We start from the raw sequence: 22306 nt of genomic DNA on the forward strand, positions 1-22306 counted from the left end.
AAAAAGGACCCGCCCATGCGCGCGCTTTTGCAACGTGTCACCCATGCCTCGGTCACAGTCGACGGCGAAGTGATCGGCCAGACCGGCCCCGGCCTTCTGGTGCTGATCTGCGCCATGCAGGGCGACGGTGAGGCACAGGCCGACCAACTGGCCGCCAAGATCGCCAAGCTGCGGATTTTCACCGATGAGGCGGGGAAGATGAACCGCTCGGTCCGCGATATCGAAGGCGCGGCCCTTGTGGTCAGTCAATTCACGCTGGCCGCCGATACCTCGCGCGGCAACCGCCCCGGGTTCTCCTCCGCCGCGCCCCCCGATGAAGGCAAGCGCCTTTATGAGTATTTCGCAGCGCAACTGGCCGCCCAAGGGGTGCCGGTGGAAACCGGGGAGTTTGGCGCGGACATGAAGGTGGATTTGCGCAATGATGGCCCGGTGACCATCTGGATGGACACTGACGCAGGAAAGGCGACCGCATGACATTGGCAAAACGAGACTGGGTGCCCGAACCCTGCGAAGCACGGGTGCAAGAGATCGCGGGCCAAACCGCCAAAACCGAGTCCGACGCTCTGCGCGACCGGATCGAGGAGCTGACCAAGCAAAACCTGCATATCCATGAGCGCGAGTGTTTCAACCTCAACCCCGCAACCAACGTGATGAACCCGCGCGCCGAGGCGCTGTTGTCGGCCGGCCTCGGCTCTCGTCCCTCGCTAGGCTATCCCGGCGATAAATACGAGATGGGGCTTGAAGCGATTGAGGAAATCGAGGTGATCGCGGCGGAACTTTGCGCCGAGGTGTTCAACGCCAAATACGCCGAAATCCGCGTGCCTTCGGGCGCGATTGCCAATCTTTACGGCTTTATGACCACCTGCAATCCGGGTGACACCATCATTGCCCCACCCGCCAGCATTGGCGGCCACGTCACCCACCACGCGGCGGGCTGTGCCGGACTTTACGGGTTGCATATCCACCCGGCCCCGGTGCTGGCCGATGGCTATACCGTGGATATCAAGGGCCTGCGCGATCTGGCGCATAAGGTGAACCCGGCGTTGATCACCATCGGTGGCAGTCTCAACCTCTTTGAACACCCGGTGGCCGAGGCGCGTGCCGTGGCCGATGAGGTGGGCGCGAAACTGCTTTTCGACGCCGCCCATCAATGCGGGATCATTGCCGGGCGCGCGTGGCGCAACCCGCTGGACGAGGGCGCGCATCTGATGACCATGTCCACCTACAAAAGCCTTGGTGGGCCCGCGGGGGGCCTCATCGTGACGAACGAACCCGACCTGGCGCAACGTCTGGACGCCATCGCCTTTCCGGGGATGACTGCCAACTTTGACGCCGCGAAATCGGCCGCTTTGGCCGTGACCATGCTGGATTGGCGCGACCAGGGGGCGGATTACGCGCAAGCGATGATTGATCTGGCCCAAGCGCTGGCGCAGGCGCTGGATGCGCAAGGCTTGCCAATCTTTGCCAAGGAACAGGGCTTTACCCGCTCGCATCAATTCGCGGTCGAGGCCGCGCGCTTTGGTGGTGGGCAGGCAGCATCGAAAACCCTGCGCAAGGCAGGGTTTCTGGCCTGTGGTATTGGCCTGCCGATTGAAGACGTCGAGGGCGATATGAACGGGCTTCGCATCGGCACGCCAGAATTGGTCCGTTGGGGCGTGGGGGTGGAGCATGCCGAACGGCTGGCCAACCTGATCGGCATGGCGCTCACCTCGAACGCGCCCGAGGCCTTGGCCGAAGAAGTGGCCGCTTTCCGGGCCGAGTTCACGACCCTGCATTATGTGACTTAACAAACCGAAATCTTCAAAAGATTTCGGTCCGATTTCTTTTTAAGAAATCGGTGCCATACCCCGAGGTGTCACTTCCCGTAGTAGTCGCGGAACCAAGCAACGAAGTGCTTGATCCCCTCGCGCACATCGGTTTGCGGGCGATAGCCCGTCAATTCCTGCAATAGCGTGGCATCGGCCCATGTTGCGGGCACATCGCCCTTTTGCATCTCCATCATGTTGCGGGTGGCTTTTTTTCCCAGCGCCTCTTCGATCGCCTCGATAAAGTCTAACAGGCGCACGGTTTGCGAATTGCCGATGTTGACCACGCGGTAAGGGGCCACCGGCGACAGGCTGTCATACTCGGCAATCTGGTCAGGGTTTTCGGGGCGTTCGGGGGCCGCGTCGATCAACAGGCGGATACCGCGCACCAAGTCGCTGATATAGGTGAAATCCCGGTGCATCTCACCGTGATTGTAAACGTCGATGGGCCGGTCATCGAGAATGGCATCGACGAATTTGAAAAGCGCCATGTCGGGCCGCCCCCACGGGCCATAGACCGTAAAGAACCGGAACATCGTGGTCGGCATGTTCCACAGATGCGCATAGGAATGGCCCATTGCCTCGCCTGCCTTCTTGGTGGCGGCATAGATGGTCATCTGTGTGTCGGCCTTTTGGGTTTCACGATAGGGCATATCGGTCTCGGCTCCATAGACTGAACTCGTCGAGGCCATCAGCAGGTGCTTCACCGCGTGCCGCCGGGCCACCTCCATCACGTTGAAGGTGCCCACCACATTGGCGTCGATATATGCGCGGGGGTTTTCAAGGCTGTAGCGCACGCCCGCTTGCGCGGCCAAATGCACGATCACCTCGGGGCGGAATTCATCCGTGACCCGGTCAAGGGTTTCGACATCCTCCAACATCGCCTCCACGCCGACGAAGCCGGGGTTTTGCGACAGCATCTGGTGACGGCGCTGCTTGAGGCGCAGGTCGTAGTAATCCGTCATGCCATCAAGCCCCAGAACGGTATGCCCCTCGCGCAGCAAAAGGTCAGCTAGATGATAGCCGATGAAACCCGCCGTGCCGGTGATGAAGACCCGTGTCATGCCGCCCTGCCCCCTTCGTCTTTTACCGGATAACGCCCTGCGCTCGGTGTCCCTTCACAAGCAAGATCAACCAAAGCAAGTCAATGGATTTCTGGACCCGATTATTTCCGACTAATTTTGTCAAATACCTCTTGACCCAGTCGCCACAGCTGGTATCTGACAAATTTAGTAAACAATCAGACTTGGAGGACCGCATGTCATCTCTTCGCACCACTTCGATCCTTGCCCTTGCCGCCAGCATCACGCTTGGCGCCGCGGCTCAGGCCAAGGCCGATGAACTCAACCTCTACTCCTCACGTCACTATGACACCGATGAGCGGCTCTACACTGACTTCGAAGAGATGACCGGCATCACCATCAACCGCATCGAAGGCAAGGCCGACGAACTGATCGCGCGAATGAAAGCCGAGGGGGACAATTCCCCGGCAGACGTGCTGCTGACGGTGGATACCTCGCGACTGGAACGCGCCAAGAAGGAAGGCGTTTTGCAGTCGGTCGAGAACGACACGCTCGAGGCCCGTATCCCCGATTACCTGCAAGACGAAGACAACCAGTGGTTCGGCTTCTCGCAACGGGCCCGCATCATCTTCTACGACAAGACCGACGTGGAAAACCCGCCGAAATCCTACGTCGAACTGGCCGACCCCGCTTACAAAGGCATGGTGTGCCACCGCTCCTCGACCAATGTCTATTCGCTCACGCTGCTGTCGTCGGTCATCGAAAACCACGGTGAAGAGGCCGCGAAAGAATGGGCCGCCGGCGTGGTCGAGAACTTCGCCCGCGAACCCCAAGGCGGCGACACCGATCAGCTGCGCGGGCTTGTCTCGGGCGAATGCGACGTGTCGGTCGGTAACACCTATTACTTCGCCCGCGCCCTGCGCAAAGACGTCAGCGGCCTGCCCGCCGACGCCATGGAGAACATCGGCTGGGTCTTCCCGGCTCAGGATGCGGAAGGCGCGCATATGAACCTGTCGGGTGGCGGTGTGGCAGCCCACGCGCCAAACCGTGACAACGCGGTGAAATTCCTTGAATACCTCGCCTCCGATCAGGCGCAGAAGTATTTCTCGGCGGGCAACGACGAATACCCTGCGGTCCCCGGTGTAGGCCTCAGCGCATCGGTCGCGCAACTGGGCATCTTCAAGCCCGACGATGTTGACCTGAGCGAAGTTGCAAAGAACGTGCCCACGGCGCAGAAAATCTTCAACGAAGTGGGCTGGAAATAACCCTCCCTTCGGCTCACCTTGGGCGGGCGCGAGACACCTCGCGCCCGTTTTCTTTTGCGCGGCTCGGTGGCGTTCTCGGAACGCGACGCTTTGAGAAGCAAAACACCCTCGCGCCAAACAACGAGGATATCGCTGATCTGCGACTGAACGTTCATCCGCTCCGGACCAGGGTCCTTTGGGCGGATACGCCGTTCGGCGCAGCGCGGCTGTGGGTTCCGCCGGTGAGGTGTTCGGCGAATGCCCTTGGTGTCCAATATCCAAGCGCCGAATGCGGGCGTGTTTCATTGGAGCAAGTGGGCCAAACCCGGATCACGGCGCGCCTGTGCGTCATGTTGCGAAACATGAGCTCTTTTTAAAGCTCATCACACCAGCGATCTTGGAGCCAGACTGGGACCCTACCCAGTCGGTTCAGGCGAATGACTGCAAAATTAAACTCTTGGTTGCATATGCGGCAATTTTTTTTGGCCGCCAAATAATCTCGTGACGCCCCTTCGGCACTGTATTGTGTAGCTAAACGATGCGCTTCCCTGCAAGCGGTTTAGTGCCAATGTGTAAACTATGCGGGTGGCAGATTTTGAACCGAAACACAGGTTGTAAGGCTCTGCAATAAATAGTTTTTCCCAATATCAATCCATTAATTTTCTATGAAACTCAGCACCTCTTGTCGATTTCGCGCCTAAGTCCGTTTCCGAGGGGCGTGAAACGGTCTGAGCAGAATAAAACCCGAAGTTCGATGATCACGACCAAAGGTTGAGGCTTGCGAATCGGAAGGATTTAACCTTTGTTGTGAACACATTATGTCATTTTATTGCCGAGATTTTGGTTGAAAGCGTACAGGTTAAAGAGGGCTCCGGCATGATACAGTAAGAGCATCAACTCATGTGCCTTGAGTGATGTGCTCACTATTCGGGGGGATAGTACAGGTCGTTTCGGTGGCGCGCTGTCGGGGGCAGCACGGTCCGCATCTTCTTGGCCAGCCTTGCGCTTGGAGCTATGTCTTCAAGAGCACCGGCACAAGATTTAGTTTTCCAGTTTACGAACCCGTCGTTTGGCGGGAATTCGTTCAATTCTAGTCATTTGTTGTCGCTTGCGGACATCCAGAATCAACACAAGGATGAGGGCGGAACGCAGAGCACCCGATCAAGCACTCAATCGGACTTGTTCGTTCGGCAATTGCAAAGCCGCCTTTTATCATCTCTCTCCTCTGGCCTTTCCGAAGTGATCACCGGTGCCGAACCCGGTGACTCCGATACGCTCACGATTGGCGATCAACAGATTTTCTACGAGCGTACGCTTGAGACGATCACCGTCGAAATCACCAATTTGCTTGACGGCTCCAGCACGGAGATTGTTTTGCCGGTTGTAGAACAGGCGGTGAACTGATGATTTCGATCTTTCGTCGGTACATGTTTCCGGGCGTCACTCGTGCCGTTGTCAAATCCGCAAGCGCGTTGAGCTTGGCATTCTTCGTGTCGGGATGTGCCGAGTTCGAAATGCCGGTTTTGGCGGACGAAGATCCGGCTATCCCACAAGTAACCTCAACCCGAAGCAGCTTGCTCGATATGCCGCCCCCAAAAAGCCGGGTGGATATCGCGGTTTACGATTTCGAAGATTTGACAGGGCAATTCAAACCTTCCGAAGGCTACCAGACCTTGTCAAAAGCGGTATCCCAGGGCGGAGGTGCTGTTTTGATGAAGGCGCTTCGCGATACGAGCGGCGGTAAGTGGTTCCGGGTGGTCGAGCGAAGCAACCTCGACAACTTGCTTCAGGAAAGACGCATTATTCAAGAAATGCGCCAAATTTACCTGAAAGAGACTGAAATCAACCCAAAGGCCCTGCCTCCGATGCTTTTTGCCGGTGTCATCGTTGAAGGTGGCGTTGTTGGCTACGATAGCAATGTCGAAACCGGCGGCGCGGGTGCTGCATTGCTTGGGGTCGGGGCGCGCGGCGAATACCGTAAAGATACGATCAGCGTGAACCTGAGAACTGTCAGCGTCAAAACCGGGGAAGTTCTGGCATCGGTCGTCGTACAAAAATCGATCCTTTCCACCAGTGTCGGAGCAAGTGTTTTCCGGTACATTGATACCGATGAAGTCTTGGAGCTCGAAGCCGGCGTCAGTGCGAACGAGCCAGGTTTCATCGCCTTCAGACGCGCTATCGAAAAAGCGGTCTATACGTTGATCTTGGAGATGGCGCATCGTGATTATTGGGCCTTCAAAAACCATAAGGCAGGAAAGCGTCTGATTAATCAGTACCTTGAAGACGACGGTCGCCTGGATCGGTCCAAGATTTCGGATCAGGACTATGATGGACAAAAAACATCGATGAATAAGTCTGCTGTGACATCGACAGCAGAGAACAAAAAAACGACCTGAGCAGAGATGACATATCGCCCTGACAAGGGGCGAAGATTTCGGGGGCGTGGCGTCTACTTGGCTGGACACCTGCGACACCACGCCTTGATCAGAGGCCGCATTTCGCGGCCGCCAACCGGCACCAAAGATGCCTTTGGTGCTTATAAAGGAGGTTTACCTCATGAAAAAGCACTTAATCACAAGCGTCTCGTTGTTTGCGCTGACTTTTGCCGGTCAAGCTTTGGCAAACGATAGCACGATAGACCAGATCGGTGGCGCAAACTTGGCCCAGATCGATCAAACCGGCGGGTCGGAAGGCGTGTCCACGGTCAATCAAATCGGTGATGGACACATCGCGAAAGTGACACAGGCCGATGACCCCAACAACGGGACGCCTGATTTCAACACTGCGTCGAACACCTCGACAATCACCCAGGAAGGGTCTGAAGCAAAAGCGCTTGTTGACCAAACGGGTGACCCCGGCGAGGCGCCCGGCAACGTATCAGAGATCATTCAGTTCAATGATGGTCCGCCCAAAGCGCTTGCGGACGTCAAGCAAAGCGGCGCGAACAACTTCTCCAGTGTCGAACAAGGGCGCGATGAAGACCCGATTAACCGTCGTGGACAAACCGCGATGATCACTCAGGACGGGTCTGACCACATCTCGACGGTGCTTCAGCGTGGCAACCTGAATACTGCGAACGTGAACCAGGCCTCCACCGGGAACATGTCCGACGTGACTCAGAGCGGGCTGGATAACGACGCCACGATCGATCAATCCGGCGCCGGCAACAGCAGCACCGTGTCGCAAAGCGCGAACTTCGGCATGACCACGGTCAACCAGAGCGGTGACAACAACAGCAGTGATGTGACCCAATCCGGTCGGGCCAACAGCTCGATCGCGGCAACCATCCTGCAAAGCGGTAACAACAACACCAGCTCCGTTTTGCAGACGTCGCTTGTGGCGGGCCCCGGCAGCGCGGACCAGTTTGCCGAAGTCACGCAGTCGACCGACAACAACGCCTCGACCATCGAACAAGATGGGGGTAACCCTGTTGTGGATGAAGTGAACACCGGCAACTCGGCCAGTGTGTTCCAGATGGCCACAAGCGGTAACACCTCGATGGTCATGCAGTCGGGCGCCGGCAACACCGCGACCGTCAATCAATAACCCAGAAATAACGCATCGACCGGGTGCAATGACCCGCGGCCGGTCGGTGTAACTCCATTCAACAAGGGATTAGACAAATGAAGACGCTTCTTATTTCCAGTGCCTCCGCACTCGCTCTGATGGTCGGCGCCTCCGCCGCCTTTGCCAACGACAGCACCATCGACCAGATCGGTGGGCTTAACACGGCGACTGTCGATCAAACCGGTGGCAACGAAGGTGTCTCGGACATCAGCCAAAATGGCACCGGCAACCTTGCCGAAGTCACCCAATCGGAAGACCCTAACGGCATCTCCGGCTTCACCGTCCCCACCAACGATGCAATGATCAACCAAATCGGCAGCAATGCACGGGCCCGCATCACGCAGGACAACCCGGATCAACCGAACGCCCCGACCAATACGGCCTCGATCGACCAGAATTCCAACGGCACCGTGCAGGTCCCGCCGGATGGTATCCCCTCGGGTTACAGCGTGAACGGCCGGATCATTCAGTCGGGCTCGGGCAACGCATCGTCGATCGTGCAATCGGGCAATCCGAACCAGCCACCCAACGATGGCGCTGGCTCGGGTGTCACTGCGCGCAACGATCAGACAGGGCAGGACAACTCCTCGACCATTCTGCAAGACGTGTTCGGTCAAGATGCCAACCCGTTCACCGATGCCAACGTCGCCCAGAGTGGTTCGGGTAACGTCTCGGATGTGCGTCAACGTGGCTCGGCGGCACTCACCAACGTGACACAGAACGGCTCGAACAACAGTTCGGATGTGAACCAAGGTGCAAACCGCGAGATGACGGCGGATGTCACCCAGAACGGCAGCGACAACGAAAGCCTGATCAATCAGGGCGCCCGCACTGTGACCGCCACTGTCAATCAAAGCGACACCAGCCAGTTCTCTGACATCAATCAGGGCCCGCAAAGCCGCTTCTCCACGGCCACCGTCACTCAAAGCAATGACAACAACTCCAGCACCATCACCCAGACGAATACCGCGTCCATGTCCATGGTCACGCAGTCGGGTGTCGATGGTATGAGCACCATCAACCAAGCCGATGGTGAGGGCGCCGAGGCAACGTTGGAGCAGTCAGGTTTTGCCAACATCAGTACGATCGGCCAAACCGGGGACTTCCATACTGCCTTTGTCACCCAGACTGGCGATATGAACGAAAGCATCATTTCGCAGACGGATGACAATCAAATGGCGACCGTCAAGCAAGGCAGCAACGATAACTGGAGTTCGATCACCCAGTCGGGTCTTGGTGCCGGGAATACCGCGACTGTTGAGCAGATGGCAACAAGCGGCAATATGTCCACCGTCATCCAGGCGGGTACTGGCAATGTTGCGACCGTGACCCAATAAGAAAGCCAAAGAATGCCCCGCGCGTATCTCGCGCGGGGCGATTATTCGGAAGAGACCTGGATCGTGATCCAGGAAAATCTTATTCTCACATCCGCAACGTGGCATCGGCAAAGATGGTTCTTGATGCGGTAATCGCTGCCGAGATGTGTTACATTCGCCCAATAAGGCCTTCGGCCTGATGGCCACTGGTAGCAAGGTTGGAAACGATGATCAGGACGACACTCTATTGCACCATGCTTCTTGTTTTCTGGCTCGGGCCATCGCTGGCTCAGGAAAACCTGGACCAGATAACCGACCCGACAAGTGCCGGCGGGGAAAGCGACGCCATTGGACGTAGTGCCTTGGGTGAGGTGTCAATCGACCAAATCGGTAGCGATAACCTCGCGGAGGTTACCAACGAAAGCGACACCAGTGTGCTTGTCGTTGAACAGCGGGGGAATGATCAAAATGCCTTCATTCGTCTTAGCGGTGCGGACAACCAAGGTGACATTACACAGCAAGGCGCCGGCAACAGTGCGGATGTCCTGATTTCCGGTACTATAAATTCGTTCAGTATCAATCAGTCTGCCTCGCAAAACGCCTTCGCAAGCAGCAACGAAGCGTCACTGGAACAACTTGGATTGGGCAATATCGCCTTTCAGACCCAGGTTGGCCAAGGCAATCGCATGTCGCTTAGGCAGGACGGCGCAGACAACTTCGCCGACCTTCTTCAAGACGGTCAGCGAAACAGTATGGAGCTTGAACAAAACGGTGACGGCAACGTTGCCGATCTGAAGCAATACGGGGTTGAGGCCGCGCCGATTTCAGTAAGGCAAACTGGTGGAATGAGCGTTCAGATCACCCAGACCGGCGATTGATGTCATGCGCGGCTTGTCGATCACACTCCTCTCATGGGGCATGATGATCTTCTGGGCAGGTGCGACCGCCCAAGCGCAAGAGGAGTTTGTATCCACCAAGGATCCGGCCATCGTTGAACAGATCACCCCAATCGTACCTGACGAGGCCGAGGGAATCTCGATAGAAGATACCGCGCCAATTCTGGACGAGATATTTGCCATATATGATTTCACGCTGGCAACGAATGAACTGGCGGATAATGAAGGTAGCGAAGTCGACAATACCCAAAAAGATAATGAGTCTAGCCAGACGGGACCTGAGGCGGCGCAATCTTCAGAGATTGACTGTGAAGCCGATGGGACTTTGTCGATGACTTTGGACGCGGACTGTGCGCATGGCGCCATGCCAATCGAAGCCAAAAAGGCCGGGGCTTCCACTGGACAGATCGTGACGCGTGACGATGGCGTGTACCTTCAGGTGGCTCCCGCTGAGGCACAATAGGCCCACGCCAGTAAAACAATGCCCGAAGGCTTTGTTAGATTATGGAGTATGATATGAAGATCAGTCGATTTTTTTTCGCGATCCTCGCGGCTTGGCCCTTCTCCGTGGCTTCGGATGAAGTTCCGCGTGCCTGGCTTGATATGTCTCAACACGACGGGCTTGTTCAGATTGAGGTTTTCTCGAACCTTAAAAAAGGCTTGGGGGGAGAGTACCAGCTTAACGTCGTCAAGAGTGGCCCAAGTGGTAAATCCGTCAACAGGCAATCGGGTACAGTTCCTGTGTCCCAAGGTGAGGCCATGGGCCCTCTTTCGGTCTCGCGCGTCTCGCTCGAACCCGATGCCAGTTTGAGCGTCACGTTGAAAGTGACCGACAAAAACGGGTCTGTCTTCGAAGATGAAAAATCCCTGATGGGTAAGTAACCTTACTGAGGGGCAAGGGGGCCGCGTTTTGCAATTGTGGACGGTCGCTTGATCCAACGCCTTTCAGCAATGCAACGGCCTGTTGGTGATTGGGCACGCTTCTTTTCCGCAAGCCGGTATAGCGACTGTGTCAAGATACCGTTACTCGCCGGATATTTTCCTTAGCCTCTGAGTTTCGGGAAAAAGGCGATTTTCATGACCAAAATTCAACGCGAGATAAGGCGTAAGTATCGGATACTGAGAACGGCACCTGAAACCTGCCCGAGACGCGTTTTACGACCTGCTCTGCCTTCAACAGGTCGATGACCTCCCAAGCGTCGAATTGGAGCGTTTTGCTAGTGACGAGCCAAATCATCCCGCCGTCGACAATATCTGCCTACCGCTGGAGGATTTGCACATGACCCGAGCCGCAGACAAACGAATACAGTGATATGCTCACCGCCTTGCGCCACCAGGTGCCGCGCGTTGCCTAAAGCGTACAGCTTATGCCATCCAAGCCTCGATCTACCCGATCACAGTTTTTGTGGCCCAACTGTCTTCGGAATCGCGGAGCTTCCTCGTCCGCCGGACCTGAAATTGAAGGCACAACTTGCGGCTTCAAGCTGCAATATCATTGGGGACTAAGCCTACGAACCGGCACACCTCTGGATCGCGCCGTTCAGCTTTAAGGTTTAGGGAGTCAGTCGTGGGTGACTGCGATATTGGCGTCCAGGATCGCGCGTGTCAGGGCTTGCGCCGCCGGGGTCAGCATATGTTGCGGCGGGGTGACCATCCAAACCTCGCGTCGGGCGGAGGCATCGACCAAAGGAAGGAATTCCAAATCAAGGAATTCCGGCAGAACCGCGAGTTCGGGCAGAAGCGTTACCCCCACACCGCCGCGCACGAGGCTGAGGATCGAGGCGGTATTGAGAACATTGAGCCGAGAGGCCGCCATGATCGGCGCGAAGCCTTCATCGGTGATGAAATCGCACAGACCGTTGGCGATGAAATCCACGCCTTCCAGGTCTTTCCACGTCAGTTCTGTCCAGTTCTTCGCCAGCGGGTGATCAACCGGGCAGACCACGCCAAACCGGTCGGTGAAAACCAGATGTCGTTCGAACCCCGGCATATGGCTGACGCTGGCCATGCCGATATCGGCACGTTCAGCCGCAAGTTCGCGTTGCACCGAGGCGGAGTCGGTATCGCGCATGTCGATCCGCACGCCGGGGTGGGTTTGCATGTAGTCCTGCAGGATCGGCGGCATGATAACCTGCGCAACGGAAGGGGTCACGGCCAGCCGGACCTGCCCCATCTCAGCGCGAGATAGCCCTTCAATCGCGGCCACGGTACGCTCGAAATGCGACAGCTCTCGGGTGGTCTCGATCAGGATCAATTCGCCCAAGGGGGTGAGGCGGGATTTGCGGGTGCTCTCGAAAAGCGGTGCGCCGACGTGATCCTCGAATTGGCGAAGCATCATCGAGACCGCCGAGGAGGTGCGGCCCAGAACCTCGGCCGCATCAGCGAGGGAACCGTGATCGGCCACGGCCCGAAAACAGCGCAGCATTTCGATTTTAATGGCCAAAATTCAGAATCCTTTGAGTCGGGCGCCTGGATAACAGTTTTGGCTTAATTCTGTGTTGAACGCATCCTTGTCATGCGCATTCCCACCAGAAAAGGGCAGGAAAGCGACGTTTCACCACCGTGGCGGGCAAGGCGTTTCGAAACGCCTTGGGCAAGCGGTTTGCAAACCGCTTGTGCCCCCGGCGCGCGCCGGGGGTGTGCAAGGGCTTTCGAAAGCCCTTGGCGGTCGGTCACGGTTTGGCGCGGCGCAGCGGAAGGGTGTTGCAGAAGACGACATAATGTTGGTGGTTTTCCACCGCCTGAAAGCCGCGTCGTTCGACTTCGCGCAAAAAGGCGTGGCGGCCAACAAGGCGTTCGACATCGCGTATTTTGCGCTTCACCACGCCGCCCTTGCGCGCTTCGGTCGAAGTGAAGACCTGTTGCAGCCAGATATCGGGTGTGAGGTGTCGCGGCAGGGTTTTCATGGGCAGAAGACTGCCGCAGCATGGTTAAGGAAGGGTTATCCTCAGAGCACCCCGATATCGGCCAAGGCGGCCGACAATTCGGGCGGCAGGCTGTCTTCTTCCTGCCGGTGCTGGGGCAGGTCGGCGGGCGCGTCCTCGGGCTTGAGGTAGCGCCAGCCTTGGAAGGGACGTTTGGGGGCGGTGGAGGTCCGGATCACCTCAGGCTCCAGAACAAAGCCGCAGCGACGGATACCGTCGCTGCCGATGACCTCGTCAAAGCGCAGAAGTCGCTGGCGGCATTGCACGAGGCCTTGCACGACCCAATAGATCGAGCCCCCCTCAAGCAGCTCTGCCTCGCGTTTGGGCCACATACGGGTGATATGCCGGGGCAGGCCGTCAGGCCCCTTGGCGCGGGCCGACGCTTGCCAGCGCATGAGGCTGTCCACGTTGTCCGATCCGACGCTCAGTTTGATGAGGTGCAGTGTGGCCATGCGATTCCCTTGGTTCAGGGCATATAGGGTAGTGGAAATGCGGGGCGCTTCAAGCTATTGTGGTTGCCTGCCAATCACAGGATTCGACCAATGACCCGTTTCGCTGCCACCATCGCCCAGTCCATCTGGGACATGAAATACCGCCTGAAGGAGGCCGACGGCACACCGATTGACGAAACGGTGGAAGATACATGGCGTCGGATTGCACGGGCCTTGGCCGAGGTGGAAAACGACCCAAGCCATTGGGAAGACCGTTTTTATGCCGCGTTGGAGGATTTCAAGTACCTGCCCGCCGGTCGCATCACCGCCGGGGCGGGCACGGCGCGGAGTGTGACTCTGTTCAATTGTTTTGTCATGGGCACGATCCCCGACGATATGGGCGGTATTTTCGAGATGCTGAAAGAGGCCGCGCTAACCATGCAGCAGGGCGGCGGGATCGGCTATGATTTCAGCACTATCCGGCCCAAAGGGGCCGAGGTGAAAAGCGTTGCCGCCGATGCCAGCGGCCCTTTGTCCTTCATGGATGTCTGGGATGCGATGTGCCGCACGATCATGTCGGCGGGGTCGCGCCGGGGTGCCATGATGGCGACCATGCGCTGTGATCATCCCGATATCGAGGATTTCATCACCGCCAAATCGGACTCCGCGCGCTTGCGGATGTTCAACCTGTCGGTTCTGGTGAGCGATGCTTTCATGGAGGCGGTCAAAGCCGACGGGTCATGGGACCTGCGCTTTGGCGACAAGGTTTACAAGACCGTCGAGGCGCGTGACCTGTGGAACCAGATCATGCAGGCCACCTATGACTATGCCGAACCGGGGGTGATTTTCATCGACCGGGTCAATGCGGCCAACAACCTGAGCTATTGCGAAACCATCAGCGCCACAAACCCCTGTGGCGAGCAACCCTTGCCACCCTATGGCGCCTGCCTTTTGGGGTCGATCAATATGGCGCGGTTGGTGAAAGATCCCTTTGGCGAAGCGGCCGAGCTGGACGAGGCGGCGCTGGATGATCTGGTCGCCACTGCTGTTCGGATGATGGACAACGTGGTGGATGCCAGCCGCTTCCCGCTTGACGCGCAAGCGCGGGAGGCCGCGGCCAAGCGGCGGATCGGGCTGGGCGTGACGGGCCTTGCCGATGCCTTGCTGATGGTCGGCCTGCGCTATGGCAGTGATGAGGCGGCGGCGCAAACCGAAGCCTGGCTGCATCAGATTGCGCGCGCCGCTTATCTGGCCAGTGTGGAGCTGGCCAAGGAAAAGGGGCCTTTCCCGCTGTTCGATGCGGAGGCTTATCTGGCCTCGGGCGCCATGCAGGGGATGGACGAGGACGTGCGCGCCGCCATCGCCGAACATGGTATTCGCAACGCCCTTTTGACCTCCATCGCGCCCACCGGCACGATCAGCCTTTATGCCGGCAACGTCAGTTCCGGGATCGAGCCGGTCTTTGCCTATAGCTATACCCGCAAAGTCCTGCAAAAGGACGGCACCCGCACCGAGGAAGAGGTGGTGGATTACGCGGTGCAGATGTGGCGCGAACGCTTTGGCGATGCGGAACTCCCTGACTATTTCGTCAACGCCCAGACGCTGGCCCCGCAGGACCATGTGAAAATGCAAGCCGCCGCGCAGCGCTGGATCGACAGTTCGATTTCCAAAACCATCAACTGCCCGGCCGATATATCCTTTGCCGAGTTCAAGGATGTCTACATGCAGGCCTATGAGACGGGCTGCAAGGGCTGCACCACCTACCGGCCCAATGATGTGACCGGCAGCGTGTTGAGCGTATCTGAGACCACCGAGGCCGCGCCGGGCGAGAGCGGCGCGCCGATGCCCGAAGATGGCGGCGAGATTGTCTATATGTCCGAGCCGCTGGACCGGCCTACCGAATTGGAAGGCGCGACCTACAAGCTCAAGTGGCCCGACAGCAACCACGCGATCTATATCACCGTCAACGACATCGTGCTGAACGGCCACCGGCGGCCTTTCGAGGTCTTCATCAACTCCAAGAACATGGAACATTTCGCCTGGACCGTCGCGCTGACGCGGATGATTTCGGCGGTGTTCCGGCGTGGTGGCGATGTGTCCTTCGTGGTGGAAGAGTTGAAGGCCGTGTTTGACCCGCGCGGCGGGGCGTGGATGCAGGGTAAATATATTCCCTCGATCCTTGCGGCCATCGGCGGGATCTTGGAACAGCACATGGTCTCAATCGGGTTCTTGGAGGGCGAGGGGCTTGGCCTCAAGACCGACCCGACGCAAACAGTGGTCAACCTTGACGCGCCGCGCGGCCCGGCGTGCCCGGCCTGCGGAGGGTATGACATGCGGATGGTCGAAGGCTGCATGACCTGCGCCAGCTGTGGCCATTCCAAATGTGGTTAGGGACTGTCAGCCCCCAATTGTCAGCAGGCGGTCATCAAAAAGCTAATCGACCATGGGCCGGGTAAAATTCATTTCTTCCGCAGCGAGATAACGTTCACGGTGCGCTGCATGCGGCGCGCAATTCCACCGCCTGCTTTCGCAAGGATCGGGAAATGAGCCGGTGCCTGTTCAGGAATGGCTCCAGCCGCAACCTGCACGTTGTTCAGGGTGCGAGGGTCAAGGCTCTGCTCCCTCGCCAGTGACGCGCCCTTATGCAAGCGGCGCTCGGGTGGTTCCACACCCAGCACTTTTGTCTCGGGCGGCATGGCGATGTTCTCGGTGATGGTGTCGCGCAGAATACCAGCGAAATCACCCGGATCTTTGTGCGACTTCGAGTGCGCCAGGGCATTGTAGAAGCAACCGAATATCTTGCAGGCCCCTGGCGTGCATGATGCATCATCGAATTTCCGAAATGCGCCTCGATTGCCTCCCGGATGCCCTCCTCCCCCCCGCGAGGTGAAACCGAAGCCGATGCGCCAAGCATGGTCCCAACCATCAGACGTGACTTCCGGTAACTTCTGGCCTGGCCCGAATGCAACCAGGACGCCCAAGCGTCCCGTTACGCGGGTCGCTTGATCCAGCATCTGTGCGTCCAACCAATATGGGCCAGCAATCCTGTCGAGGCGACGCAGCACTTAGCCCTGAAGAGGCGAAACCGATGGCATAGCCGTAAACCGTTAAAACGGCATCGGATGTGCCCGATGTGCTGCGTCAATCTCTTCCCGCACGTCATCCGAAAGCGCCACCTCCGCAGCCCCCAGGGCCACATCCAGTTGCCCCACAGAGGTGGCCCCAAAGATGACCGACCCCATGAACGGGCGCGTCATGCACCACGCCAAGGCCAACTGCACTGGGTCCAATCCGTGCCGCGCGGCGATGTCCAAGTAAGCCTCGACCGCCTTGAAGGCGCGTTTGGTCTTGCGGCCCCCAAGGCTTTCGTTCAGCGTCATGCGCGATCCATCAGGCATCGCCCCGCCCTGATATTTGCCGGTCAAAAGCCCCGCCGCCAGTGGCGAAAAGGCCAGCAATCCGACGTCCTCATTCACGCTCAACTCCGCCAGATCGGTATCATAGAGGCGGCACAGCAAGGAATATTCATTCTGAATGCTCGCCACCCGTGGCAGGCCCTTATCCTCGGATAACCGCAACCATTGCGCCGTGCCCCATGCGCTTTCATTCGACAGGCCAAAGGCGCGGATATTTCCCTTGTCCACCTGTTTTTGCAGGGCCTCCAACGTGTCTTCCATATGCGCCAAGGTCGCCGCGCGATCCTGCCCCGAGGGGTCAAAACTCCAGTTTTGCCGAAACATGTAACTGCCCCGATTGGGCCAGTGGAATTGGTAAAGGTCGATATAGTCGGTCTTCAGCCGCCGCAGCGATCCTTCCACCGCCTCCGGGATCGTCTTGGAACTGATCGGCGCGCCGTCACGCGCATGGGCCATCCCCTCGCCCGAATGTTTCGAGGCCAAAATGACCTCCTCGCGCCGCCCGCTCTTGGCAAACCAATCGCCAATCACCTTCTCGGTCCGGCCAATGGTGTCCTTGGCAACAGGGTTCACCGGGTACATCTCGGCGGTGTCGATGAAGTTGATCCCCCGCTCCAATGCCCGGTCAATTTGCGCATGACCTTCCGCGGTGGTGTTTTGACTGCCCCATGTCATCGACCCAAGGCACAGCGCGCTCACCTCGATCCCGGTCCGGCCCAATCGGTTTTTCTTCATCTTTTCCGGTGTCCCTTGTCCCTCGCGTTCGGCGCAGAGACTAGCGGTTTTCCCACCCGCGTCACCCCCCATTCCCGGCGGTGATACCGGCAATTCCCAATTGAGAACATTTAGCGAACATTGTAATCTGCCTGCATGACCGCACCGTTGCTGACTCGCCAAACGCATGACACCCGTCCGGCCCTGCCGGTGCTGGATGGCATGACCCTGACACTGGCCCGCCTGCATGAGATCTGCGGGCCTGCGCGCCATGTGCTGGCGATGATCGTGGCCAGGGCCACGCGCGGCCCGGTCTTCTGGATCGCTCCCGCGTGGCAGGGCGACCGCCTCAATCCCGATGGCATGCGCCCCTTCGTGCAACCGGGGCGCTTCACCTTCATCCACCCCCAGCAACCGATTGACCTACTCTGGACGCTGGAAGAGGTCCTGCGCAGCGGCGTGGTGCCGCTGGCGGTGGCCGAACTGCCCGAACCACCGGGCCTGACACCGGTGCGCCGCCTGCATCTGGCTGCGGAAAACGGCGCGAAAACAGGGGGGTGTGCCCCCATTGGCCTGGTCCTCACCCCCGGCGAGGGCGGCGCGCCGGGGGTTGAAACCCGCTGGCACATGGCCCCCGACCATACCCCCGACAGCCGCGCCTGGGCCCTCTCCCGCCACCGCGCCCGCAGCGCACCACCCGCCACATGGGCACTTACCGGACGACCGGGCAACTGGCATGTGACGCAAAGGTGAATGGCCGCCAACCCGTTTTGCCCCTACCGTCGCGCCATGCGCTATATCCTTGCCTTCATCCTCTGCCTCACCGCCGCGCTCAGCATGGCCGCGCCACAGGCCTATCGCCTCGATGCCGCGCGTTCGATCGTGGGGTTTTCCTATGACGTCGAAGGCAACCCAAATCAGGGCACCATGCCGGTAAAATCCGCCGAGATCACGCTAGACCTCGACAACCTGCCCGCCAGCCGGGTGCGCGTGACGCTCGATGCTGCCGGGGCGCGCGCCGGGTTCTTCTTTGCCACGCAGGCAATGAAAGACGCCAAGGTTCTGGACACAGCGCGCTTTCCGGAAATCACCTTTCGCTCCACCACCCTGACGGGCGACCTGTCCGGGGCCACGGTGCAAGGGGACCTTACCGTGCGCGGCGTCACCCGCCCCATCACACTCGACGCCCGCCTCTACCGCCAACGCGGCACCTCCCCCGACGACCGCCGCAACCTCGCTGTTCTGTTGACCGGCCAGATCAGCCGCAGCGCCTTCGGCGCGACGGGCTATTCGGGCATGGTGGGCGATACCATCGACCTGCGGATCATCGCCCGCATCACCCGTTAGGCCAATGTCAGAAACCGCGTCCAAGCGGTTTCGAAACCGCTTGGCCAAGGATTTTCGAAAATCCTTGGCGGCAAGACTTCAGGTTTCGCCCTCATCCTCCGCCGCCTCTTCGGCCTGCTCCACATACCATTCCTGCGCCGCTTCAACGGCAACGGGCGATGACGTGGGCACGACCCCAAGATAGCTGCCGGTTTCATCCACAGGCACCCCGGGCCGCCGTGTCATTCGCCAGCCCGCGTAAAGCGTGATCGACAGGAATACGACAGCCAGGAAAAGCCAAAAACCATGCGGCCCGGCCAGCTCCATGACCTGCCCCGTGGCCATCGGCCCCACGACCGCACCAACGCCATAGGCAAAGACCAACCCGCCCGAAGCCGCGGCCATGTCATCCACGTCCAGGTAATCGTTGGTATACGCGATAAAGAGCGCATAAAGCGGGTTCGCCACACCGCCCACAACAAAGGCCAGAACAAGCAGCGTTTCATACTGCGCGCCCACGACAAAGCCCACGCCGGTGGCCGTTGCCCCAATCGCGGCCAAGCCAAGGATCAACAACCGCCGGTCCATCCTGTCCGACAGCCAGCCCACGGGGAGCTGCCACACCAAAGACCCCACGAAAATCGCCGCGACAAAGCCGGTGATCTGCGCCACGCTCAACCCCGCAGCCGCCCCGTAAACCGAGGCCATGCCGAACTGCGCCGCAAAGGCCCCACCCAGCAAAAGGGTGCCGACACTGGCCAAGGGGGATTTGTGATAAAGCTGCATCAGGCTCATCGGCTTGGTGGTGTCCGAGGCGGGCGTCGGCGTGATCGACAACAGGATCGGCGCGAAACTCAGCGACACAAGGATCGACGGGATCACAAAAAGGAAAAACCCGCTCGCCTCGCCAAGGTTCATCAACCCCTGCGCCGCGATCAGGCCCAACATCTGTGCCACCATGTAAACCGACAGAACCATCCCCCGCGTCTGGTTGGTGGCGGCATTGTTCAGCCAGCTTTCGGCGGTGACGTAAACGCCCGACAGGCAGAACCCGAGGACCACCCGGATCAATGTCCAACTGATGGGATCGGTCAGGATCGGAAAGGCGATCAACCCCGCCGAGATGAACGAGGCCAGCGCCGCAAAGACCCGCACATGCCCCACCCGCCGGATCAATTCCGGCGCCAGCCGACTGCCCACCAGAAAGCCAAGGAAATACCCCGAGGTAATGATCGACAACTCCAGCGTGCCAAAGCCTTCCATGGCCCCGCGCACCCCCATCAGGGTGGCCTGCATGCCATTGCCGATCATGATCAGAACCATCCCCAAAAGCAGGGCCCAAACGCTTGCCAATACCTGAATCATCGCGCGGCCTTTCTGCCTTGGTATCTGGCCAGCGCCTAACAGCGCGCCACACCTTCCGTCAAACCGGAACGCGACAGGAATGTCGATTTTGTCCAATCCGCCCCGCGCCCTCTGGTCCTTCGCGCCCAAGGGCATTAAACCCCCTCCAAGACAGCACGGCGCGAAAGGCGGGACATTCACCATGGCACGGCACCTGATCACCTCGGCAATCCCCTACATCAACGGGATCAAACACCTTGGCAATCTCGTGGGCAGCCAACTGCCCGCCGATCTTTTCGCCCGCTTCCAACGGGCGCGCGGGCATGAGGTTCTGTTCCTGTGCTCCACCGATGAACACGGCACACCCGCCGAACTCGCCGCCGCCAAGGCAGGCGAACCCGTGGCCGACTACTGCGCCCGTATGCACAAGGTGCAGGCCGAAATCGCCAAAGGCTTCCGGCTCAGCTTCGATCACTTTGGCCGCTCCTCCAGCCCGCAAAACCACAAGCTCACCCAGCATTTGGCCGGTAAACTTTACGAGGCCGGGCTGATCGAAGAAGTCACCGAAAAACAGGTCTATTCCAACGCCGACAAACGCTTCCTCCCCGACCGCTACATCGAAGGCACCTGCCCGAACTGCGGCTACGACAAAGCGCGCGGCGACCAATGCGAAAACTGCACCAAGCAGCTTGACCCGACCGACCTTCTGGAGCCGCGCAGCGCCATTTCCGGCTCCACCGATCTGGAAGTGCGCGAAACCAAGCACCTCTTCCTGCGCCAAAGCCAGATGCGCGATACCCTGAACGCATGGATCGACAGCAAAACCGACTGGCCGGTGCTGACCACCTCGATCGCCCGCAAATGGCTCAACGATGGCGATGGCCTTCAGGATCGCGGCATCACCCGCGATCTCGATTGGGGCATCCCCGTCAAACGCGGCGATGAGGACTGGCCCGGCATGGAAGGCAAGGTCTTCTACGTCTGGTTCGACGCCCCCATCGAATATATCGCCTGCGCCGCCGAATGGGCCGAGGCCAACGGGCTGGACAGCGACGCTTGGGAACGATGGTGGCGCACCGAACGCGGTGCCGAGGATGTGCGCTATACCCAGTTCATGGGCAAGGATAACGTCCCCTTCCACACGCTTTCCTTCCCCGCCACGCTGATGGGGTCTGGCGAAGATTGGAAGCTGGTGGATTACATCAAATCCTTCAACTACCTCAACTATGACGGCGGACAGTTCTCAACCTCCCAAGGGCGCGGTGTTTTCATGGATCAGGCGCTTGACATCCTGCCCGCCGACTACTGGCGCTGGTGGCTGCTCAGCCACGCGCCCGAAAGCTCGGATGCCGAGTTTACATGGGAAAACTTCCAAGCCTCGGTGAACAAGGACCTTGCCGATGTGCTGGGCAACTTCGTCAGCCGCGTCACCAAGTTCTGCCGCTCCAAGTTCGGCGAGGTCGTCCCCGACGCTGGTGAGATGGGCGCGCGCGAAACCGCCCTCATCGACCGCCTGACAACCCGCATCCGCGCCTACGAGCGCCACATGGAGGCCATGGAGGTCCGCAAATCGGCGCAAGAGCTTCGCGCGATCTGGGTCGAGGGCAACGAATACCTGCAAGAGGCCGCGCCCTGGGCCACCTTCAAGGAAGACCCCGAGACGGCAGCAATGCAAATCCGGCTGGCCCTCAACCTCATCCGGCTCTACGCGGTGCTCTCCAGCCCCTTCATCCCCGATGCCGCGAAAACCATGCAAGCGGCGATGCAGACCAGCGATGACAGCTGGCCCGACGATGTGCCAACCGCCCTGACCTCACTCCCCCCCGGCCACGCCTTCACCGTGCCCGAGGTGCTTTTCGCCAAGATCACCGACGACCAGCGCGAAGAGTGGCAGGCCCGCTTCTCCGGCACCCGCGATTAAGCGGAGCGCGCCAAAAGCGCGCTCAGGTCATCTCGCCCGCGCGCCTTTGACGCCGGGCTCGTGCATATGGTCGGCCTGACGCCTCAATGCCAAGCGAGACGCGAAAACCACGGTTGGAATGGGTATTTTTGCCAAGAAAAAGCCAAGTGATGCTCTGCTCCTTTCTTCTGGCCAAAAATATCCTGGGGTGAGTTGAAAATCTTATTTTCAACGAGGGGCAAAGCCCCTCACCGGCGCGCGCAAGCGCGATCAAACCTGCGTGGCGCAGCCACTCCTTTTGGCACATGCATCAGGAAAACCCGCTGGTACCCGCGGCCGGACTCGAACCGGCACGGCCTTTCGGCCTGGAGATTTTAAGTCTCCTGTGTCTACCATTCCAC

General features: G+C 59.1%; 21 protein-coding genes. 14 read left to right on the top strand and 7 right to left on the bottom strand.

The window, feature by feature from the left end; translation table 11 throughout:
* Positions 1 to 15 precede the first annotated feature (15 nt).
* Positions 16 to 474, top strand: a complete 459-nt coding sequence (dtd, locus tag QZ498_RS06450; RefSeq protein ID WP_294620915.1) for a D-aminoacyl-tRNA deacylase — start codon at positions 16 to 18, stop codon at positions 472 to 474.
* Complete coding sequence (gene glyA / locus QZ498_RS06455) at positions 471 to 1787, top strand: aminotransferase class I/II-fold pyridoxal phosphate-dependent enzyme (protein WP_294620916.1); 1317 nt, start codon at positions 471 to 473, stop codon at positions 1785 to 1787. Before dtd ends, glyA begins: the two co-directional genes overlap by 4 nt.
* A 68-nt stretch (positions 1788 to 1855) precedes the next feature.
* Here glyA and QZ498_RS06460 read toward each other — a convergent pair whose 3' ends face one another.
* On the bottom strand, positions 1856 to 2869 hold the full coding sequence (locus QZ498_RS06460; RefSeq protein ID WP_294620917.1) for an NAD-dependent epimerase/dehydratase family protein: 1014 nt from the start codon (positions 2867 to 2869) through the stop codon (positions 1856 to 1858).
* A 194-nt stretch (positions 2870 to 3063) separates the two neighbouring features.
* On the opposite strand from QZ498_RS06460, the gene QZ498_RS06465 reads away from it, so the two are divergent.
* The 8 genes from QZ498_RS06465 to csgH all read left to right on the top strand — a co-directional run bounded on the left by QZ498_RS06465 (position 3064) and on the right by csgH (position 10732).
* A complete protein-coding gene (locus QZ498_RS06465) occupies positions 3064 to 4092 on the top strand; it encodes an extracellular solute-binding protein (RefSeq protein WP_294620918.1) in 1029 nt (342 codons plus the stop codon).
* Positions 4093 to 5061: 969 nt separating this feature from the next.
* Positions 5062 to 5475, top strand: a complete 414-nt coding sequence (locus QZ498_RS06470; RefSeq protein WP_294620919.1) for a curli assembly protein CsgF — start codon at positions 5062 to 5064, stop codon at positions 5473 to 5475.
* Entirely contained in the window at positions 5475 to 6467 is a 993-nt protein-coding gene (locus QZ498_RS06475) for a CsgG/HfaB family protein (RefSeq protein WP_294620920.1), read from the top strand. The genes QZ498_RS06470 and QZ498_RS06475 overlap by 1 nt, the downstream gene beginning before the upstream one ends.
* 160 nt (positions 6468 to 6627) lie before the next feature.
* Positions 6628 to 7617: a hypothetical protein gene (locus tag QZ498_RS06480; RefSeq protein ID WP_294620921.1), complete on the top strand. Its 990-nt coding sequence runs from the start codon at positions 6628 to 6630 to the stop codon at positions 7615 to 7617.
* A gap of 77 nt (positions 7618 to 7694) precedes the next feature.
* A complete protein-coding gene (locus QZ498_RS06485) occupies positions 7695 to 8975 on the top strand; it encodes a hypothetical protein (RefSeq protein WP_294620922.1) in 1281 nt (426 codons plus the stop codon).
* Between the two features lie 206 nt (positions 8976 to 9181).
* Entirely contained in the window at positions 9182 to 9832 is a 651-nt protein-coding gene (locus QZ498_RS06490; RefSeq protein ID WP_294620923.1) for a hypothetical protein, read from the top strand.
* 4 nt (positions 9833 to 9836) lie between these two features.
* A complete protein-coding gene (locus tag QZ498_RS06495) occupies positions 9837 to 10313 on the top strand; it encodes a hypothetical protein (protein WP_294620924.1) in 477 nt (158 codons plus the stop codon).
* A gap of 53 nt (positions 10314 to 10366) precedes the next feature.
* Entirely contained in the window at positions 10367 to 10732 is a 366-nt protein-coding gene (gene csgH / locus QZ498_RS06500) for a curli-like amyloid fiber formation chaperone CsgH (protein WP_294620925.1), read from the top strand.
* Between the two features lie 679 nt (positions 10733 to 11411).
* Here csgH and QZ498_RS06505 read toward each other — a convergent pair.
* The 3 genes from QZ498_RS06505 to QZ498_RS06515 all read right to left on the bottom strand — a co-directional run bounded on the left by QZ498_RS06505 (position 11412) and on the right by QZ498_RS06515 (position 13226).
* Positions 11412 to 12293 carry a LysR family transcriptional regulator gene (locus QZ498_RS06505; RefSeq protein WP_294620927.1) on the bottom strand — a complete coding sequence of 294 codons (882 nt, stop codon included), beginning with the start codon at positions 12291 to 12293 and terminating at the stop codon, positions 11412 to 11414.
* Between the two features lie 229 nt (positions 12294 to 12522).
* Entirely contained in the window at positions 12523 to 12756 is a 234-nt protein-coding gene (locus QZ498_RS06510; RefSeq protein ID WP_294620929.1) for an N-(5'-phosphoribosyl)anthranilate isomerase, read from the bottom strand.
* Between the two features lie 41 nt (positions 12757 to 12797).
* On the bottom strand, positions 12798 to 13226 hold the full coding sequence (locus QZ498_RS06515; RefSeq protein WP_294620931.1) for a DUF1489 domain-containing protein: 429 nt from the start codon (positions 13224 to 13226) through the stop codon (positions 12798 to 12800).
* 90 nt (positions 13227 to 13316) lie between these two features.
* Between QZ498_RS06515 and QZ498_RS06520 the strand changes: the two genes are divergently transcribed.
* Positions 13317 to 15596: an adenosylcobalamin-dependent ribonucleoside-diphosphate reductase gene (locus tag QZ498_RS06520; protein ID WP_294620933.1), complete on the top strand. Its 2280-nt coding sequence runs from the start codon at positions 13317 to 13319 to the stop codon at positions 15594 to 15596.
* A gap of 68 nt (positions 15597 to 15664) precedes the next feature.
* Here QZ498_RS06520 and QZ498_RS06525 read toward each other — a convergent pair whose 3' ends face one another.
* Positions 15665 to 16219, bottom strand: a complete 555-nt coding sequence (locus QZ498_RS06525) for a hypothetical protein (RefSeq protein WP_294620937.1) — start codon at positions 16217 to 16219, stop codon at positions 15665 to 15667.
* Positions 16220 to 16312: 93 nt separating this feature from the next.
* The gene (locus QZ498_RS06530; RefSeq protein WP_294620939.1) at positions 16313 to 17356 is read right to left on the bottom strand and encodes an aldo/keto reductase; all 1044 of its coding nucleotides are present in this window, start codon (positions 17354 to 17356) and stop codon (positions 16313 to 16315) included.
* A gap of 135 nt (positions 17357 to 17491) precedes the next feature.
* Between QZ498_RS06530 and QZ498_RS06535 the strand changes: the two genes are divergently transcribed.
* Both QZ498_RS06535 and QZ498_RS06540 read left to right on the top strand, forming a co-directional pair.
* On the top strand, positions 17492 to 18088 hold the full coding sequence (locus tag QZ498_RS06535; RefSeq protein ID WP_294620942.1) for a hypothetical protein: 597 nt from the start codon (positions 17492 to 17494) through the stop codon (positions 18086 to 18088).
* Positions 18089 to 18682: a YceI family protein gene (locus QZ498_RS06540; protein WP_294620947.1), complete on the top strand. Its 594-nt coding sequence runs from the start codon at positions 18089 to 18091 to the stop codon at positions 18680 to 18682.
* 78 nt (positions 18683 to 18760) lie between these two features.
* Here the strand turns inward: QZ498_RS06540 and QZ498_RS06545 are convergent, their stop codons facing one another.
* Entirely contained in the window at positions 18761 to 20026 is a 1266-nt protein-coding gene (locus QZ498_RS06545) for an MFS transporter (RefSeq protein WP_294620955.1), read from the bottom strand.
* A gap of 181 nt (positions 20027 to 20207) precedes the next feature.
* Here QZ498_RS06545 and metG point away from each other — a divergent pair, with 181 nt between their 5' ends.
* Positions 20208 to 21926 carry a methionine--tRNA ligase gene (gene metG / locus QZ498_RS06550; protein WP_294620969.1) on the top strand — a complete coding sequence of 573 codons (1719 nt, stop codon included), beginning with the start codon at positions 20208 to 20210 and terminating at the stop codon, positions 21924 to 21926.
* Positions 21927 to 22306: the final 380 nt, after the last annotated feature.

The sequence above is a fragment of the uncultured Roseovarius sp. genome (genome assembly GCF_913057115.1).
In the GTDB taxonomy this organism is placed as follows: Bacteria; Pseudomonadota; Alphaproteobacteria; order Rhodobacterales; family Rhodobacteraceae; genus Roseovarius.

Excerpts from the sequence above, each read along its gene's own strand:
- QZ498_RS06465 (WP_294620918.1), top strand. The coding sequence starts at position 3,064 with ATGTCATCTCTTCGCACCACTTCGATCCTTGCCCTTGCCGCCAGCATC.
- csgH (WP_294620925.1), top strand. The coding sequence starts at position 10,367 with ATGAAGATCAGTCGATTTTTTTTCGCGATCCTCGCGGCTTGGCCCTTC.
- QZ498_RS06475 (WP_294620920.1), top strand. The coding sequence starts at position 5,475 with ATGATTTCGATCTTTCGTCGGTACATGTTTCCGGGCGTCACTCGTGCC.
- QZ498_RS06480 (WP_294620921.1), top strand. The coding sequence starts at position 6,628 with ATGAAAAAGCACTTAATCACAAGCGTCTCGTTGTTTGCGCTGACTTTT.
- QZ498_RS06545 (WP_294620955.1), bottom strand. The coding sequence starts at position 20,026 with ATGATTCAGGTATTGGCAAGCGTTTGGGCCCTGCTTTTGGGGATGGTT.
- QZ498_RS06490 (WP_294620923.1), top strand. The coding sequence starts at position 9,182 with ATGATCAGGACGACACTCTATTGCACCATGCTTCTTGTTTTCTGGCTC.
- metG (WP_294620969.1), top strand. The coding sequence starts at position 20,208 with ATGGCACGGCACCTGATCACCTCGGCAATCCCCTACATCAACGGGATC.
- QZ498_RS06495 (WP_294620924.1), top strand. The coding sequence starts at position 9,837 with ATGCGCGGCTTGTCGATCACACTCCTCTCATGGGGCATGATGATCTTC.
- QZ498_RS06525 (WP_294620937.1), bottom strand. The coding sequence starts at position 16,219 with ATGCTGGATCAAGCGACCCGCGTAACGGGACGCTTGGGCGTCCTGGTT.
- QZ498_RS06535 (WP_294620942.1), top strand. The coding sequence starts at position 17,492 with ATGACCGCACCGTTGCTGACTCGCCAAACGCATGACACCCGTCCGGCC.
- QZ498_RS06460 (WP_294620917.1), bottom strand. The coding sequence starts at position 2,869 with ATGACACGGGTCTTCATCACCGGCACGGCGGGTTTCATCGGCTATCAT.
- QZ498_RS06515 (WP_294620931.1), bottom strand. The coding sequence starts at position 13,226 with ATGGCCACACTGCACCTCATCAAACTGAGCGTCGGATCGGACAACGTG.
- QZ498_RS06510 (WP_294620929.1), bottom strand. The coding sequence starts at position 12,756 with ATGAAAACCCTGCCGCGACACCTCACACCCGATATCTGGCTGCAACAG.
- QZ498_RS06485 (WP_294620922.1), top strand. The coding sequence starts at position 7,695 with ATGAAGACGCTTCTTATTTCCAGTGCCTCCGCACTCGCTCTGATGGTC.
- QZ498_RS06520 (WP_294620933.1), top strand. The coding sequence starts at position 13,317 with ATGACCCGTTTCGCTGCCACCATCGCCCAGTCCATCTGGGACATGAAA.
- dtd (WP_294620915.1), top strand. The coding sequence starts at position 16 with ATGCGCGCGCTTTTGCAACGTGTCACCCATGCCTCGGTCACAGTCGAC.
- glyA (WP_294620916.1), top strand. The coding sequence starts at position 471 with ATGACATTGGCAAAACGAGACTGGGTGCCCGAACCCTGCGAAGCACGG.
- QZ498_RS06540 (WP_294620947.1), top strand. The coding sequence starts at position 18,089 with ATGGCCGCCAACCCGTTTTGCCCCTACCGTCGCGCCATGCGCTATATC.
- QZ498_RS06530 (WP_294620939.1), bottom strand. The coding sequence starts at position 17,356 with ATGAAGAAAAACCGATTGGGCCGGACCGGGATCGAGGTGAGCGCGCTG.